The 17,068-nt window shown below is 67.1% G+C and carries 12 protein-coding genes and 1 tRNA gene; 5 read left to right on the top strand and 8 right to left on the bottom strand.

Annotated elements, in window-relative coordinates:
• The first annotated feature begins 71 nt into the window (after positions 1–71).
• The 3 genes from dnaG to J2852_RS09390 all read left to right on the top strand — a co-directional run bounded on the left by dnaG (position 72) and on the right by J2852_RS09390 (position 4,312).
• The gene (dnaG, locus tag J2852_RS09400; RefSeq protein WP_209874311.1) at positions 72–1,988 is read left to right on the top strand and encodes a DNA primase; all 1,917 of its coding nucleotides are present in this window, start codon (positions 72–74) and stop codon (positions 1,986–1,988) included.
• A 156-nt stretch (positions 1,989–2,144) separates the two neighbouring features.
• The gene (rpoD, locus tag J2852_RS09395) at positions 2,145–4,103 is read left to right on the top strand and encodes an RNA polymerase sigma factor RpoD (RefSeq protein WP_209874308.1); all 1,959 of its coding nucleotides are present in this window, start codon (positions 2,145–2,147) and stop codon (positions 4,101–4,103) included.
• A gap of 133 nt (positions 4,104–4,236) precedes the next feature.
• Positions 4,237–4,312 (top strand) — tRNA-Ile (locus J2852_RS09390).
• 188 nt (positions 4,313–4,500) lie between these two features.
• Here the strand turns inward: J2852_RS09390 and J2852_RS09385 are convergent.
• From J2852_RS09385 to J2852_RS09355, 7 genes are all read right to left on the bottom strand, one after another.
• Positions 4,501–5,526: a DUF4424 family protein gene (locus J2852_RS09385; RefSeq protein ID WP_209874305.1), complete on the bottom strand. Its 1,026-nt coding sequence runs from the start codon at positions 5,524–5,526 to the stop codon at positions 4,501–4,503.
• Between the two features lie 212 nt (positions 5,527–5,738).
• On the bottom strand, positions 5,739–7,529 hold the full coding sequence (locus J2852_RS09380; RefSeq protein ID WP_209874303.1) for an acyl-CoA dehydrogenase family protein: 1,791 nt from the start codon (positions 7,527–7,529) through the stop codon (positions 5,739–5,741).
• Between the two features lie 26 nt (positions 7,530–7,555).
• Entirely contained in the window at positions 7,556–8,491 is a 936-nt protein-coding gene (locus J2852_RS09375) for an electron transfer flavoprotein subunit alpha/FixB family protein (protein ID WP_209874300.1), read from the bottom strand.
• 2 nt (positions 8,492–8,493) lie between these two features.
• Positions 8,494–9,243: an electron transfer flavoprotein subunit beta/FixA family protein gene (locus tag J2852_RS09370; RefSeq protein WP_209874297.1), complete on the bottom strand. Its 750-nt coding sequence runs from the start codon at positions 9,241–9,243 to the stop codon at positions 8,494–8,496.
• Between the two features lie 2 nt (positions 9,244–9,245).
• Entirely contained in the window at positions 9,246–10,874 is a 1,629-nt protein-coding gene (locus J2852_RS09365) for an acyl-CoA synthetase (RefSeq protein WP_209874294.1), read from the bottom strand.
• Positions 10,875–11,400: 526 nt separating this feature from the next.
• On the bottom strand, positions 11,401–12,126 hold the full coding sequence (locus J2852_RS09360; protein ID WP_209874292.1) for a response regulator transcription factor: 726 nt from the start codon (positions 12,124–12,126) through the stop codon (positions 11,401–11,403).
• 21 nt (positions 12,127–12,147) lie between these two features.
• Entirely contained in the window at positions 12,148–14,529 is a 2,382-nt protein-coding gene (locus J2852_RS09355; protein ID WP_209874289.1) for a cache domain-containing protein, read from the bottom strand.
• A 144-nt stretch (positions 14,530–14,673) separates the two neighbouring features.
• Here J2852_RS09355 and J2852_RS09350 point away from each other — a divergent pair, with 144 nt between their 5' ends.
• Together J2852_RS09350 and actP are read left to right on the top strand one after the other, a co-directional pair.
• Complete coding sequence (locus J2852_RS09350; protein ID WP_209874286.1) at positions 14,674–14,985, top strand: DUF485 domain-containing protein; 312 nt, start codon at positions 14,674–14,676, stop codon at positions 14,983–14,985.
• On the top strand, positions 14,982–16,649 hold the full coding sequence (gene actP / locus J2852_RS09345) for a cation/acetate symporter ActP (RefSeq protein ID WP_209874283.1): 1,668 nt from the start codon (positions 14,982–14,984) through the stop codon (positions 16,647–16,649). Before J2852_RS09350 ends, actP begins: the two co-directional genes overlap by 4 nt.
• 59 nt (positions 16,650–16,708) lie before the next feature.
• Here actP and J2852_RS09340 read toward each other — a convergent pair whose 3' ends face one another.
• Positions 16,709–17,068 carry a carboxymuconolactone decarboxylase family protein gene (locus J2852_RS09340; protein WP_209874280.1) on the bottom strand — a complete coding sequence of 120 codons (360 nt, stop codon included), beginning with the start codon at positions 17,066–17,068 and terminating at the stop codon, positions 16,709–16,711.

Below are 17,068 nucleotides of genomic sequence, written 5' to 3'. Positions count from 1 at the left end.
CGGAGCCGTTGGAGTGTCCGGCGGCGTTCTGCTATAGGGTTCTGCCCATCCCGTCACGGTGACGCTCACCCATGGCCTTTCCGCCCCAATTCCTGGAGGAGTTGCGCACCCGGCTGGCGCTGTCCGACGTCGTCGGCAAGCGCATGCGCCTGATCCGCGCCGGGCGCGAATACAAGGCCCCGTGCCCGTTCCACCACGAGAAGACGCCCTCCTTCTACGTCAACGACCAGAAGGGCTTCTTCCATTGCTTCGGCTGCGGGGCCCACGGCGACATCATCGGTTTCGTGATGCGCCACGACAATCTGGCCTTCCCCGAGGCGGTCGAGGCGCTGGCGGGGGAGGCGGGCCTGCCGGTCCCCCGCGCCACCGAAGAGGACAAGCAGCGCTACGAGCGCCGCAAGACGCTCCATGACCTCGTCGAGCAGGCGGCGCGCTGGTTCGAACAGCAGCTCTACGCCCCCGTGGGGCGGGCGGGGCTGGAGTATTTTCAGCGCCGGGGCCTCGACCCGGAAATCATGGCCCGCTTCCGGCTGGGCTTCGCGCCCGGCGATTCCGGGGCGCTGCGCCAGCATCTGCTGAAGCTGAACTTCGCCGAGGAGGACATGGTCACCGCCGGCCTGCTGAAGCGGCCGGACGACGGGCGGACGCCCTTCAGCTTCTTCCGCAACCGCGTGATCTTCCCGGTCACCGACCGGCGCGGCCGGGTGGTCGCCTTCGGCGGGCGCATCCTGGAGGGCGACGGGCCGAAATACGTCAACACCTCCGACACGCCGCTTTTCCAGAAGGGCACGCTGCTCTACGGCCTGTCGCGGGCGCGGCAGGCGGCGGCCGACGGCAAGCCGGTGATCGTCGCCGAAGGCTACATGGACGTGATCGCCCTTGTCCGCGCCGGCTTTGAGGGGGCGGTGGCGCCGCTCGGCACCGCGCTGACCGAGACGCAGGTGCAGGAGCTGTGGAAACTCATCCCCGACGCGGAAAAGGTGCCGTTCCTGTGCTTCGACGGCGACAACGCCGGCCGGCGCGCCGCGTGGCGGGCGGTGGAGCGCATCCTGCCGCACCTCGCCCCCGGCCATTCGGCCCGCGTCGCCTTCCTGCCGGAGGGGGAGGACCCCGACAGCCTGATCCGCCTTCAGGGTGCCCGCGCCATGCAGGCGTTGCTGGACGACGCCATTCCGCTGTCCGAGGCGGTCTGGCGGATGGAGACCGAGGGCAAGCCCACCGACACCCCCGAATCGAAGGCCGCCGTGAAGGCCGCGCTGGAGGCGCGGGTGGGGCAAATCGCCGACCGGGACGTTCAAATCTTCTATCGCACGGAAATGCGCCGCCGCGTGGACGAGGCCTTCGCCCCGCCGCCGCGCCAGCGTCCCGGACGGGCGCCGTGGCAGCCCGGCCAATGGGTGGGGGGGCGTCCCGGCCAGCCGCCGCGCCGCCACGTTCCCGGCACGCCGGGCCTGCGCACCGGGCCGCAGCCGGGCCACAAACGGCGCAATCCCGCCCATTTGCCCCATGCGCGCGAGCGCGTTCTTCTGGCCGTGATGATCAACCACCCTGATCTGTTTGACGAGTTGGGGGAATCGCTCGGTATGCTCCCGTTCGCCGATCCGGCGCTCGATGATTTGCGGCGCGCGGTCATCGAAACGCTGTCCGGAAACGCGAAAAACGACTCGGGACTTGACGCCGCTTCGCTTTGTCGCCACTTGTCTCTCGCCGGCCATGACACCATTGTCGGCTCTCTGCTGAGTGAGTCGACTTACGTTCACGCCGGCTTCGCACGACCGGATGCTTCCGCCTTGGAGGCCAAACGGGGGTGGTGGCCGACATGGCGGCATCTGCATCATCGGCAGGTGATGGCCGATTTGAGGGAAGCGGAGGCGGCTTTGGCCCGTGACAACAGCGAAGCGAACTTCGCGCGGGTCGTGGCCCTTCAACAGGAGGTTATCAGGTCCGGAATGGGTATGACGGATGACGAGGACCTCGACGATGCCTAGCTGTTATGACGGCCGGGCGCCGAACGGAAGGGTAAGGCCGCGCATGGTTCGGGGCGGTACACAACCGGGTTAGCAGGGGCGGATCGTCAGCGGGGGGCCGCTGCGGCACGCGCCATTTGTCTTTTTCTAATGGGGTAATGCGGGGGCATCGATCGCATGGCCACGAAAGCTGCGAACAGCGTTGAAGTTTCCGAAACCCGGGATGAATCCGGTGACGGTCCGCTCATGGACGGCATGGGTCTTGCCGTCAAGAAGATGATCGCCAAGGGCAAAGAGCGTGGCTACGTCACCTATGACGAGCTGAACGCGGCTCTGCCCCAGGATACGTCGTCTTCCGAGCAGATCGAAGACACGATGGCCATGCTGTCCGAAATGGGCATCAACATCGTCGAATCGGAAGAGCAGGATTCGGAAGGCAACGCCAACGCCGACGGCGAGGGCGAAGGCCGGTCGTCCGGCAATCTGGACGATGACGACATCGGCCGCACCGACGACCCCGTGCGCATGTATCTGCGCGAGATGGGCTCGGTCGAGCTGCTGTCCCGCGAGGGCGAAATCGCCATCGCCAAGCGCATCGAAGCCGGCCGCGAGATGATGATCGGCGCGATCTGCGAATCGCCGCTGACCATCCGCGCCATCCTTGAGTGGCACGACGCCCTCATGGAAGGGAAGATGCTGCTGCGCGACATCATCGACCTGGACGCCACCTATGGTGGTGGCCCGGACGGTGAGGAGATGCCCGAGGGTCTGGCCGAAGCGGTCGAGGCCGCCGAGGAGACCGAGGAGGAGCAGCCGCCGCGTCCCGAAGGCGAGGGCGAGGAAGAGGGCGACGAAGACGGCGAGAACAGCCTGTCTCTGTCGGCCATGGAAGCCGCCCTGAAGCCGCAGGTCATCGAGACCTTCGAGAAGATCAAGGCCACCTACGACAAGCTGCACAAGCTGCACGAGGCCCGCATCGCGGCCATGCAGCGCGGCGAGGACGTGGTCAAGCAGTCGGACAAGAAGTACGACAAGCTCAAGACCGAAATGGTCGAGCTGATGAACACCGTCCGCCTGAACAACCAGCGCATCGAGCAGTTGGTCGAGCAGCTGTACGCCCTGAACCGCAAGCTGACCGGCTTCGAGGGCAAGCTGCTGCGCATGGCGACCGAGTGCCGCGTGAAGCGCGAGGACTTCCTCAACCAGTATTTTGGCCATGAACTGGACCCGAACTGGATCGAGCGCATCCGTGGCCTGAACCCCAAGACCTGGGGCAAGTACGTCGAGAAGTACGAAGCCGACATCCGCAAGACGCGCGAGAACGTCTCGGGCATCTCGGACGAGGCGAAGCTGCCGATCAGCGAGTTCCGCCGCATCGTCTCCACCGTCCAGAAGGGCGAGAAGGAAGCGAGCCGCGCGAAGAAGGAGATGGTCGAGGCCAACCTGCGCCTCGTGATCTCCATCGCCAAGAAGTACACGAACCGCGGCCTGCAGTTCCTGGACCTGATCCAGGAGGGCAACATCGGCCTGATGAAGGCGGTGGACAAGTTCGAGTATCGGCGCGGCTACAAGTTCTCGACCTACGCGACGTGGTGGATTCGTCAGGCGATCACCCGCTCCATCGCGGACCAGGCGCGGACCATCCGCATCCCGGTCCACATGATCGAGACGATCAACAAGCTGGTCCGCACCAGCCGCCAGATGCTGCACGAGATCGGCCGCGAGCCGACCCCGGAAGAGCTGGCCGAGCGTCTGATGATGCCGCTGGAGAAGGTGCGCAAGGTCCTGAAGATCGCCAAGGAGCCGATCTCCCTCGAAACGCCGATCGGCGACGAGGAGGATTCGCACCTCGGCGATTTCATCGAGGACAAGAACGCGGTCCTGCCGCTCGACGCCGCCATCCAGGCGAACCTGCGCGAGACGACGACCCGCGTCCTGGCCTCGCTGACCCCGCGCGAGGAGCGCGTGCTGCGCATGCGCTTCGGCATCGGCATGAACACCGACCACACCCTGGAAGAGGTTGGCCAGCAGTTCAACGTGACGCGCGAGCGCATCCGCCAGATCGAGGCGAAGGCCCTGCGCAAGCTGAAGCACCCCTCGCGGTCGCGCAAGCTGCGCAGCTTCCTGGACACCTGATCCGGGACGGCGTCCTGCGTCGGAATGCGAAACGGGAGCCTTCGGGCTCCCGTTTTCGTTTTGGCGTGAAAGGGTTGCCAAACGGGGTTGCATAAAGCCCCGGTTCTGGCGCACATTCGCCTTCCCTTGGAACGGGCCTGTAGTTCAGCGGTTAGAACGCGCCGCTCATAACGGTGTTGTCGTCGGTTCGAATCCGGCCGGGCCCACCATCTTTTCAATGGCTTAGCGCGCCGCTTGGTAGGCACGCAACCAGATGGGCACGCAATGGGAAAGCAGACTCCATCGGCGGGCCCGCAAAATCGGCTCTTCTTCGCGCCGTGCCTTACGGGTGGCGCTGATCCTGCCGTCTGAGGCACCTGTCTGCTGATCGACCTCGGCGTGCGGATCGAAATCCGCTCTATGGCTGGTTCTTGGTTCGGACGAAGATCAGCAGGCGGATGTCGTGGTCCGGGACGAAGTCGTCGATGACCGATTCGAAGGTCGTTGGTCCCACCTTCTTCAGGCCGTTCCAGCAGAGCGAGAGGATGTTTTCCGGCGCGCCCTTGTCAAGGGTCAGGCGGAATCGGCCGATCGGTCCTCGCCAGTTGCGCGCCGTGGTCACGATGTATTCGATTTCCGCGGCGCTGAACGGCATCATGTCGTTGGGGTTGCGTCTTTCCACGGCCGCCAGGGCACGCTTGGTACCGTCGTCGAGGCAGTAGCGGTCAGTGCCCTTACCCGTCTCGTCACCGACGAGGCGGCCGACCGCCGTGCGCCCGTCGATGTCCGTCGCCTTGCCGATGAGGGCGTTGCCGACGAATGGCCGGTAGGCGTGCCGAACCCGCACGTCCATGCCCGGCGGAAAGGTCTGGCGCCAATAGTAGCGGGTCCGCAGCACCCATTGCGGTGTGTTCTCGTCCTCGCCGGACTGGATGAGGCCGGCGCGCCGCAACCGTTCGAGCGCGGCGGCGGGGATGGCCTTGACCTGCTCGTCATAACCGCCCGGCTTCCAAGGCACCAGATTGAGCGCGCCCGCCGCCTCGATCTCTCGGGTCACGTCTTGGCCTTGGTGGAACGCCCGCCGCTCCAGCTGCGGCGCCAGGGGACGGTCGTCCACCCACAGCCGGAAGCCCAGGAAGTCGGGGCCTTCAGCAGGGAACCCCCAATTCGGCGCGGTCAGCCCCTGTGACAGATCGAGATCCGGCAACGGGAACACCACGAGCGTGTCGATGGGGCGATCACCGACGTTGCGGAACACGTAGGACACCCGGATCTCGTCCAGGCCGATCCGCAGATCCTCGGACATCATCTGAATGTCTTCGCTGGCGGACAGCTCAATGCCGCCTGTCCCTTGGAAGCCCGTGCTGTCGTTGGCCACCGCCGGGCCGGACAGCAGCAACGCCGTCGTCAGCGCCAGGGGGAACAGGAAGCAGCGGTTGCGCATGACGTCGTCTCCGGCTTTCGGGATGCCTCCCGTTGTCCTTACCGCAACCGTGTCGGAATAATCCCGAAAAAGAAACGGGGCGGCGATGAACGCCACCCCGGCAAGTGAGGCTCCTTGGGGGAATTCCCGAAAACGGCTCCGAATCCGGGCCGTCCTCCGAGACCCGCCGGCGAGCCGACCGGCGGCGCAACTCTCGGCGCGCTCGTGCGCCGTTACAGCTGGGCGTCGTCCAGGGCCATGACCGTCGCGGTGCCGTTGACCACGGCCGAACGGTAACCCTCCACCTGACCCAGCAGATGTTCGGCGTAGAAGCGGGCGGTGACCGGCTTGGCGGCGAGGAAGCCGTCATCCGCCGCACCCTCCGCCAGCCGCTTCAGCGCGGCCCGCGCGCCGATGGCGAGGTAGTGGCCGCCAGCGACCAGACCCATGGCGTGCAGCAGAGGCACGGCCGCCCCCGCCGCCAGCGCCGGACTGCCGGCGTTGGCCAGAATCCAGGCCGCCGCCTCACCCGTGCGGGCCGCCGCCAGGGCCAGTTCGCGCCCGAGGACCTGAAGGTTGGCGTCGGCCGATGCCGTCAATTCCTCGGCGTGGCGGGACACCTCGGCCAGATAGGCGGTTAGGGCGGCGCCCTTGTCACGCAGCAGCTTGCGGTTCACGAGGTCATTGGCCTGGATGGCCGTGGTGCCCTCGTAGATGGTCGTAATGCGGGCGTCACGCAGATGCTGGGCGGCCCCGGTCTCTTCGATAAAGCCCATGCCGCCGTGCACCTGCACGCCGACCGAGGCGATGTCCTGGCCCATCTCGGTGCTCCACCCCTTGGCAATGGGGGTGAGCAGCTCCTCCAGCACCGCTGCCTTGGCGCGGGCCTCGGCGTCGGCGTGGTGGTGGCGCACGTCGTGGGCTGCGGCGGCGGTGTAGAGGATGCCGCGCATCGCCTCGATCCGCGCCTTCATGCCCATCAGCAGGCGGCGCACGTCCGGATGGTTGACGATGGGCGTCCGCCCTTCGCCCTTCCAGCCGGCGGGCGTGCCCTGGACGCGGTCGCGGGCGTAGGACAGCGCCTGCTGATAGGCGCGCTCGGCGATGGACAGGCCTTGCAGGCCGACCGACTGCCGGGCGTGGTTCATCATCACGAACATGTAGGCAAGGCCGTTGTGCGGCTCGCCCACCAGCCAGCCGAGCGCACCGCCTTGGTCGCCGAAGGACAGCACCGCGGTCGGGCTGGCATGGATGCCCAGCTTGTGTTCCAGCGACACGCAGGACACGTCGTTGCGGGCTCCGATGCTGCCGTCCGCGTTCACCAGGAACTTCGGTACGACGAACAGCGAAATGCCCTTCACCCCGGCCGGTGCGTCCGGCAGACGGGCCAGCACCAGATGGACGATGTTGTCCGTCAGGTCATGGTCGCCGTAGGTGATGAAGATCTTCTGGCCGAAGACCTTGTAGCTGCCGTCGCCCACCGGCTCCGCCTTCGACCGGATGGCGGCGAGGTCGGAACCCGCCTGCGGCTCGGTCAGGTTCATGGTGCCGGTCCATTCGCCCGACACCATGCGCGGCAGGTAGGTCTGCTTCAACTCGTCCGAGGCGAACTGCTGGAGCGCATTGACCGCACCCTGGGTCAGCATCGGGTTCAGCGCGAAGGCCATGTTGGCGGCGTGCCACATCTCCTGCACGGCCGTGTTCAGCACGTTCGGCAGGCCCATGCCGCCCCACTGCGCGTCGAAGGGCAGGCCGTTCCAGCCGCCCTCGACCAGGGTGTTCCAGGCGTCCGACCAGCCTTCCGGCGTGGTGACGTTGCCATCCACCCACTTGGCGCCCTGGGTGTCGCCGACGCGGTTGAGCGGCGCCAGCACCTCCCCGGCGATCTTGGCGGCCTCGTCGAGGATGGAGTCGCGAAGCTCCTCCGTCGCTTCCTCATAGCCGGGCAGGGCGGCGACGGCCCCGATGCCGGCGACTTCCTCAAGGGTGAAGCGGATGTCGCGCAGCGGTGCGGTGTAGGTCATTTTCGTTTTCCTCCCGTGCCTTATCGTCAGCCGCCCAGCGCCTGATCCAGTTCCGGCAGCGCCTTGAACAGGTCGCCGACGAGGCCGTAGTCGGCGACCTGGAAGATCGGCGCCTCTTCGTCCTTGTTGATGGCGACGATGACCTTGCTGTCCTTCATGCCGGCCAGATGCTGGATGGCGCCGGAGATGCCGACGGCGATGTACAGTTCGGGCGCCACGATCTTGCCGGTCTGGCCGACCTGATAGTCGTTCGGCACGAAGCCGGCGTCCACCGCCGCGCGGCTGGCGCCCACGGCGCCGCCCAGCTTGTCGGCGACCTTCTCCAGCAGGGGAAAGTTCTCGCCCGAGGCCATGCCCCGGCCGCCGGACACCACCACGCGGGCGGCGGTCAGTTCCGGCCGTTCGGACTTGACGATCTGCGCCGAGACGAAGCGCGACAGGCCCGGATCGCCGGCCGCCTCGACCGGGCGGACCTGCGCGGCGCCGCCGGTGGCGGGCGCGGCCTCGAACGCCGTGGTGCGGACGGTGACGACCTTCACCGCGTCCGACGACTGCACAGTCGCCAGGGCGTTGCCGGCGTAGATCGGCCGCACGAAGGTGTCCGGCGATTCCACCGCGACGATGTCCGACACCTGCGCCACGTCCAGAAGCGCCGCGACGCGCGGCAGCACGTTCTTCGCACTGGCCGTCGCCGGGGCGAGGATGTGGGTGTAGCCGCCGGCCAGTGACAGGATCAGCGCGGCCAGCGGTTCGGCCAGCGCGTGCTCATAGGCCGGGGCTTCGGCGGCCAGCACGGCGTCCACGCCCGCTATGGTCGCGGCGGCGTCAGCGGCAGCCTTGGCGGAGCCGGCGGCGACCAGCAGGTCCACCGGGGCGCCGATCTGGCGGGCCGCCGTAACGGCGTTCAGGGTGGCGGGCTTCAGCGCGCCGCCGTCGATGTCGGCGATGACCAGGGTGCGCATCGTCAGATCACCTTCGCTTCGTTCTTCAGCCGGTCCACCAGCGCCGCCACGTCCGGCACCTTGACACCGGCCTTGCGCGACGGCGGCTCCGCCACCTTCAGGGTCGTCAGGCGCGGCGTCACGTCCACGCCGAGGCTGTCCGCCGTGACGGTCTCCAGCGGCTTCTTCTTCGCCTTCATGATGTTGGGCAGGCTGGCGTAGCGCGGCTCGTTCAGGCGCAGGTCGGTGGTGACCACCGCCGGCAGCTTCAGTTCGACCGTCTCCAGGCCGCCGTCAATCTCACGCGTCACGGTCAGCGCGCCGTCGCCGGGCACGACCTTCGACGCGAAGGTACCCTGCGGCCAGCCGAGCAGGGCGGCGAGCATCTGGCCGGTCTGGTTGCTGTCGTCGTCGATGGCCTGCTTGCCGAGCAGGACGGCCTGCGGCTGCTCCTTCTCGGCCAGCGCCTTCAGGATCTTGGCGACGGCCAGCGGCTGCACCTCGGCGTCCGTCTGCACCAGGATGGCGCGGTCGGCGCCCATGGCCAGAGCGGTGCGCAGGGTCTCCTGCGCGCTCGTCGGGCCGACGGTGACGACGACGATCTCGGTCGCCTTGCCGGCTTCCTTCAGGCGAACCGCTTCCTCGACGGCGATCTCGTCGAAGGGGTTCATGCTCATCTTCACGTTCGCGGTCTCAACGCCGGACCCGTCCGCCTTCACGCGGATCTTGACGTTGTAATCGACCACGCGCTTCACCGCGCACAACAGCTTCACGGTCACAGCTCCTTCGCAATCTGGCGCAGCACGTACTTCTGGATCTTGCCGGTGGAGGTCTTCGGCAGCGGGCGAAAGACCACCGTGCGCGGCGCCTTGAAATGGGCCATGTGGTCACGGCAGAAGGCGATGATCTCCGCCTCCGTCGTCTTCGCCCCGTCTTTCAGCGTGACGAAGGCGCAGGGCGTCTCGCCCCACTTCGGATCCGGGCGCGACACCACGGCCGCCTCCAGAATGTCCGGGTGGCGGTAGAGCACGTCCTCGACCTCGATGGTGGAGATGTTCTCGCCGCCGGAGATGACGATGTCCTTCGAACGGTCCTTGATCTCCAGATAGCCGTCCTCGTGCCACACCGCGAGGTCGCCCGTGTGGAACCAGCCGCCCGCGAAGGCCTCCTCGGTCGCCGCCGCGTTCTTCAGATAGCCCTTCATGACGTTGTTGCCGCGCATGAAGACCTCGCCCATGGTCTTGCCGTCCTTCGGCACCGGCACCAGCGTGCCGGGGTCGGCGACCATCACGCCTTCCAGCATCGGGCCGCGCACGCCCTGGCGGGACTTCAGCGTGGCCTTTTCCTCAAGGTCCAGGCCGTCCCACTTGTCGTGCCAGACGCACAGGGTCACCGGGCCGTAAACCTCGGTCAGGCCGTAGACGTGGGTGACGTCCCAGCCCATGCGCTCCATGCCGGCGATGACGGCGGCGGGCGGGGCGGCGCCGGCGGTCATCACCTTGACCTTGTGGTCGATGCCGGCCTTCAACTCCGCCGGGGCGTTGTTGATCATGTTGAGCACGATGGGCGCGCCGCAGAAGTGCGTGACCTTCTCGTCGCGGATCGCGTTCAGCACGCTGTCCGGCCGCACCGCGCGCAGGCACACCGACGTGCCGGCCACCACCGCCAGCGTCCAGGGGAAGCACCAGCCGTTGCAGTGGAACATCGGCAGGGTCCACAGATAGACCGGGCCGTCGCCCATGCTCCAGGACAGCGCGTTGGACACCGCGTTCAGGTAGGCGCCGCGATGATGATAAACGACGCCCTTGGGGTTGCCCGTGGTGCCGGAGGTGTAGTTCAGCGCGATGGCGTCCCACTCGTCCGCCGGCATGGTCCAGGGGAAATCGGCGTCGCCGGTCGCCAGCAGCGCCTCGTAATCGCACTCGCCGATCAGCTCGCCGCCGGAATATTGCGGGTCGTCGATGTCGATGATCGGAATGGGGGTCTTCATGCCCGCGACCGCCGGCTTGCCGATCTTGGCGAACTCGCGGTCGCAGATCAGAATCTTGGCGTCGCCATGCTCCAGGATGAAGGTGACCGCCGCCGCGTCCAGGCGCGTGTTGATGGCGTTCAGCACGGCGCCGGCCAGCGGCACGCCGAAATGCGCCTCGAACAGTTCCGGGGTGTTGGCGGCCAGCATCGCCACCGTGTCGCCCTTGCCGATGCCGCGCTTGGCCAGCGCCGAGGCCAGCTTGCGGCAGCGAACGAAGGTCTCGGCCCAGCTGCGGCGGACCGTGCCATGCACGACGGCGGTGCGGTCGGGCCACACGCTTGCGGCGCGCTCCAGGAAGGTCAGCGGAGTCAGCGCGACGTGGTTGGCGGCGTTCTTGTCGAGATTCAGGTCGTACGGGCTTACGGAACCCATTCTTCGCTTCCCCCTAGGCGTTGACGGCGGCGCGTTGCGGCCGCGCGGCATTTGGCCGGGAAGGTAGCGGGGCTCCTTTTCTCAACTGTCTCCGAATTGTGTCGAAATGTGGCGGGGGGATTGGCGGCACCGCGCTTCCTTAGAGCGGATTTCGATCCGCTCTGGACCGCGACGGCGGTCCCGGACGCTCGTGCGTCCGAAGCCCGGCCGGCGTGTGAGGCCGTTTGAATCTAAAGCGAATGGAAATTCGCTTTAGCGTCATCCCCGCGAAGGCGAGGACTTGAGGGCCGTACGACGAGCCCAAGTGTCCTCAACCTTTCCACCGTCATTCCCGCGCAGGCGGGAATCCAGGGCACACAAGCACGTTTGTGCGGAGTTTTCTGGATCCCCGCCTGCGCGGGGATGACGGTGAGAGAAGGTGGTTGTCTCCTAGAAATGCTTTGACCTACTCACATCAGCGCCTATGCGCCTTCGCGGGAATGACGGGTGAGTGTTTTCGGCGTCGGGAATAAAGCCGGGGGTGTTGCTACCCGTTCACCCACGTCACATCGGCGGCGAACAGGTAGCCGGCGCCGTAGACGGTGCGGATCAGCTTGGGCGAGCGCGGGTCGGGCTCGATCTTCTTGCGGATGCGGGAAATCCGCACGTCCACCGCGCGTTCGAACGGCAGGTCGCCGCGATCCAGCTCCGCGCTTTGCAACTGTTCGCGCGACAGCACGCGGCGGGGGGCCTTCAGCAGCATGCTCAGCAGAGCCGCTTCCGCCGCCGTCAGCGTCTCGCGCCGGCCGTCGTCGGCGGTCAGGGTCAGGTCGCCCACGTCGAAGGTCCATTCGGCGAAGCGCGCCTTGCCCGTCGCGCCGTTGCGGCTGACCGCCATCAGCTGCTCGCGCCGCCGGATCACCGTGTTGACCCGCGCCACCAGTTCGCGCGGTTCGAACGGTTTGACGATGTAGTCGTCGGCCCCCAGCTCCAGCCCCAGAACGCGGTCGGACACGTCGCCCCGGCCGGTCAGGACGATGACGCCGAAGCGCACGTCCTCCCACAGCTCGCGGACCAGGGTCAGGCCGTCCATGTCCGGCAGGCCCAAATCCACGATGGCGACCTCCGGCGGTTCGCGGCGGATGGCCGCGCGCACCGCCCGGCCCGAACCGAAGACGGAGACCGCATAGCCGAAGCCGCCCAGCACGGTGCGCAGCAGGTCGCGCACGTCCGGGTCGTCATCGACGACGTATACGATCTTCCTCCCGTTCATGAGCCTTGAAGCCCTTTTTCCTTAGGCCGTGCACGGCAGCCGGATGGCCGTCGCCAAGTCGCATTTTTCCCATGGTTTTCCGAGAATGACCAGCCCCTCCCCATCGTCGATGGCCTCGGTGGAAAAGCCGCTGACCAGGATGACCTGAACGTCCGGCCGCGTGGCGCGCAGATGGCGGGCGAGCGTCAGGCCGGACACCCCCGGCATGACCACGTCCGACACCACCAGCCGCAGGTCGTCCAGCTGTTCGATCAGCTCCATGGCCTCGTCGCCGCTCTCCGCCTCGATCACCGACAGGCCGAAGTCCATCAGCTGTTGGCGCATGACCAGCCGCACGTCGGCGTCGTCCTCCACCACCAGAGCCAGCATGCCGTGCCAGTTAACGGCCGGCACCGGTTCCGCCGGGGCGTCGGCGACCACCGGCGCGGGCGCCTCGGCCTGCGGCAGCAGGAGGGTGACGGTGGTGCCGCGACCGGCCGCGCTCTCGATGCGGATGTAGCCGCCCGACTGCTTGACGAAGCCGTAGACCATCGACAGGCCGAGGCCGGAGCCCAGCGCCTTGGTGGTGAAGAAGGGCTCGAACGCACGGTCGGCGGCGCCGGGAGCGAAGCCCCGTCCGGTGTCGCCGACCCGGATTTCGATGTAGCGGCCGGGAACCGGCGCCTCGTCGAACCCCGCGTCGTCGGCCTCACTACGCGGCTGAACCGCGATGGTCAGGGTGCCGCCGTCGGGCATCGCGTCGCGGCTGTTCAGCGACAGGTTGACCAGCGCGTTTTCCAGCTGCGTCGGGTCGGCGACCGCCCAAACCGGTTCGTCCGGTCCCGGCGTGGCGATGGCGATGGAGGCGGGCAGGGAGCGGCTGAGCAGCACGGCCATTTCCTGGATCAGCGCGTGCACATCGACCGGCTGCGGCTTCAGCGGCTGGCGGCGTGCGAAGGCCAGCAGGCGCGCGGTGATATCCGCACCGCGCCGGCTGGCCCGCTGCGCCGGCTCCAGATAGGCGTGCAGCTCGCTCAAGTTGGCGAACCGCTCGCGCGCTACCGCCAGATTGCCGAGGATGATGGTCAGCAGGTTGTTGAAGTCGTGGGCGAGGCCCCCGGCCAACTGGCCGACCGCCTTCAATCGCTCCGCCTCCTCCAGCGCCGCCGTGCGCTCCTTCACGCGGCTGTCCAGCGTGGCGATATCGTCCTTCACGCGCTGGATCATGGCGTCGAAGGTGACGGCCAGATCGCCGATCTCGTCGTTGCGGACGATGCCGCTGCGCGCGTCGAGATTGCCGGCCCGCACCTGCGCCGCCGTGTCCGCCAACTGGCGCAACGGCCGTGCCAGCCGCCGGGCGCCCAGGTAGCCGAGGCCGCCGCCCAACGCCATGACCGCCAGCGACACGGCGAACAGCCGATTGCCGAGCACGACGGAGGAACTGCGCAGCTCCTCCTCATAGACGCTGGACGCGATGTACCAGTCCAGCCCATCCACGTGGCGGACCCAGCTGATCTTCTCGTAGGCGTAGTTGTTGGGATCGCTGGGCTTGTCCCACAGATAGCGGCGGTAGCGATCCTCCCGCGCCGCCTTCATCAGCGCCTCGCTGATGTATTCGTCGGTCGCCGGGTCCTTCAGGGTGCCGAAGGCCGTCCCCTCGATGTTGGCGTTGGGGTGGATGATCATCCGCCGCGACGAGTCGAAGATGAAGACGTAGCCGGTGCGCGCGATGCGGATGTTGCGCAGCGCCTGGCGCAAATCCTCCACGGCCGCCTGCATGCGGCGCTCCACCACCGCGTCGATGTCGTCCAGGAAGGATCCGGTGCCGACGATCAGCCCGTGCTTCGGCAGATGGCGGAAGTAGGACATCTTCTGCGCCGTACGGTCGGCGCCCGAACGCGGCCATGGGTAGGTGTGGTAGCCTTCGCCCTCTCGCCGCGCCTTGTCGACGATGATCGGAACGACCTCCCGGCCGTGCTCGTCCTGGGTGTCGCCGGCCAGTTCCGGGTGCGGGTGCGACAGCAGGACGGATTCGTAGTTGGTCAGCCAGATGTAATCGTCCGCGCTGGACTTGAACGCCCGCAGCCCGTCGTAGATCAGACGGTCGGCCTCCACGCGGGTGATCTCGCCGCGCTCCACCCGGCCCAGCACATACTCAATGTAGCCAGCGGCCAGGGACACCTTGGTCCGCATCTCCGCCTTGAAATTCTCGACGATGGACGCCCGCTGCTCGTCCAGGTTCGAGCGGATCTTGCTGACCGTCACATAGACGTTGTCGAGGATGGTGCGGCTGGCGTCCAGCTCGATCTGGTACGCCTTCTCCTTCACCATCGGCACCGTCAGGAGGTAGTTGGCCGAGGAGAACAGAACCACCAGAAGCAGCACGCTGGACAGCAGGCGGAGGAAGAGGCGGGAGCGGGCCATGGACGCCATCGGTATGACGGACGGGGAGGGCGGGATATATGCGGTTTTTCCGCGCTGGACACAATTCGTAACAATTAGGGGAAATTCAGGAAACATTGAGTTGGTAGGACGGCCCCCAGCTAAAATCAAGTGCCAGGGGGAAACATGTCTGATCCCGTGTACCAGCGGGTTCGCCAGAACCCGAAGTTCCAAACGCTGGTCAAGAAACGTGGACGGCTCGCACTGCTTCTGTCGGTAATCGTGCTGGCTGCCTACTACGCCCTGATGATGGCCGTCGCCTTCGCGCCCGACGCGCTGCGCACGCCCGTCGCCGAGGGTTCCGGCATCTCCATCGGCTTTCCGCTGAGCGCCATCGTCATCGTCATCTCGTGGCTGCTGACTGGCGTCTACTCCTACTTCGCCAACGGCGAGTTCGAGGAGCTCAACAACCAGATCGTGACGGAGAGCCAGCGATGAGAGCGTCCTTCATCGGCGCGCTGACCGCCGCCCTGCTCGCGGCCGGCCCGGCGCTGGCGGCCGGCGACATGGGGGCCGCCGACAAGCAGTCGGTCAACCCCATCGCCATCGGCATGTTCCTGGCCTTCGTCGGCCTGACGCTGGGCATCACCTACTGGGCGGCCAAGCGCACCCGCTCGGCGTCGGACTTCTACACCGCCGGCGGCGGCATCTCCGGCGTTCAGAACGGTCTCGCCATCGCCGGCGACTACATGTCGGCGGCGACACTGCTGGGCCTGTCGAGCCTCGTCTACCTGACCGGCTTCGACGGCATGGCCTACATCGTCAGCTTCTTCGTCGGCTGGCCGATCATCCTGTTCCTGATGGCGGAGCGCCTGCGCAACCTGGGCCGCTTCACCTTCGCGGACATCGCCTCCTACCGCCTCGACCAGTCGAAGGTGCGCACCTTCGCGGCGCTGGGCTCGCTGACCGTGGTGGTCTGCTACCTGATCGTCCAGATGGTCGGCGCCGGCCAGCTCATCAAGCTGCTGTTCGGCCTGGACTACGCGGTGGCCGTGGTGCTGGTGGGCGTGCTGATGGTGGTCTACGTCACCTTCGGCGGCATGATCGCCACCACCTGGGTGCAGATCATCAAGGCCTGCCTGATGCTGGGCGGCGGCTTCCTGCTGCTGTTCCTGACGCTCGCCCATTTCGGCTTCAGCCTGGAGGCCGTCGCCTCCTCGGCGACCAGCGCCCACAAGGCCGGCGTGAAGATCATGGGGCCGGGCACGATGCTGGCCGACCCGATCTCCACCGTGTCGATGTCGCTGGGTCTGGTGTTCGGCACCGCCGCCCTGCCGCACATCATGATGCGCTTCTTCACCGTTCCGAACGCCAAGGAAGCGCGCAAGAGCGTGTTCGTGGCTTCCGGCCTGATCGGCGCCTTCTTCCTGGTGGTCGGCATCCTCGGCATGGCGGCGATCTCCATCGTCGGCACCAACCCGAAGTTCTTCGAGGGCGGCGTCATCGGCGGCAAGCTGATCGGCGGCAACAACATGCCGATCATGCATCTGGCCCAGGCGATGGGCGGGGACCTGCTGCTGGGCTTCATGTCGGCGGTGGCCTTCGCGACGATCCTGGCGGTGGTCGCGGGTCTGGCGCTGGCTGGCGCGTCGTCCATCGCGCACGACCTCTACGCCCGCGTCATCCGCAAAGGCGAAGCGACCGAGGCGGAGGAGATGCGCGTCTCCAAGCTGTCGTCGCTGGCGCTGGGCGTGGTCGGCGTGGTGCTGGGCATTCTGTTCGAGAAGCAGAACGTCGCCTTCCTGGTCGGCCTGACCTTCGGCATCGCGGCTTCGGCCAACTTCCCGGTGCTGATCCTGTCCATGTACTGGAAGGGCCTGACCACGCGCGGCGCCCTGCTGGGCGGCCTGACCGGCCTGATTTCGGCGGTGGTCTTCGTGATCCTGTCGAAGACGGTGTGGGTGGCCGTGATCGGCTACGCGACCCCGGTCTTCCCGTACGAGCACCCGGCGCTGTTCTCCATGACGCTGGCCTTCCTGGTGACCATCGTCGTCTCCAAGCTGGACAACAGCCAGCGGGCGAAGGCGGAGATCGCCGCGTACGAGGACCAGTACGTGCGCTCGCAGACCGGCATCGGCGCCGCCGCCGCCTCGTCGCACTGAGCAAGCACGCCTAAAAAAAGGCCGGGGGCGTTCGCGTCCCCGGCCCTTTTCTTTTGCCGTCAGGCCACGGCCTTGGTCTTCTCCGTGAACTGGTCGAAGGCCTCCACCGCCTGCGCGGCGTACATGACCGACGGGCCGGCGCCCATGTAGACCGCCATGCCCATGGTCTCCATCACCTCCTCGCGGGTGGCGCCCTGCTTGACCGCCGCCTCGGCGTGAAAGGCGACGCAGCCGTCGCAGCGGATCGCCACGGCGATGCCCAGCGCGATCAACTCCTTCGTCTTGGTGTCCAGCGCGTTGGCCTTCAGCGCCGCCTGCGCGATCCCCGAAAAGGCCTTCATCACCTCCGGCGCGCCGCCGCGCAGATCGCGGATGGCGCCGGACAGTTCGACGGTCATCTCGGGCCAGTTCTTGTGCAT

Origin of the sequence: Azospirillum soli (genome assembly GCF_017876165.1) — a bacterium.
GTDB classification, from domain to species: domain Bacteria; phylum Pseudomonadota; class Alphaproteobacteria; order Azospirillales; family Azospirillaceae; genus Azospirillum; species Azospirillum soli.
The sequence above is the reverse complement of the archived record's forward strand: the minus strand, read 5'-3'. Positions and strand labels throughout refer to the sequence as shown.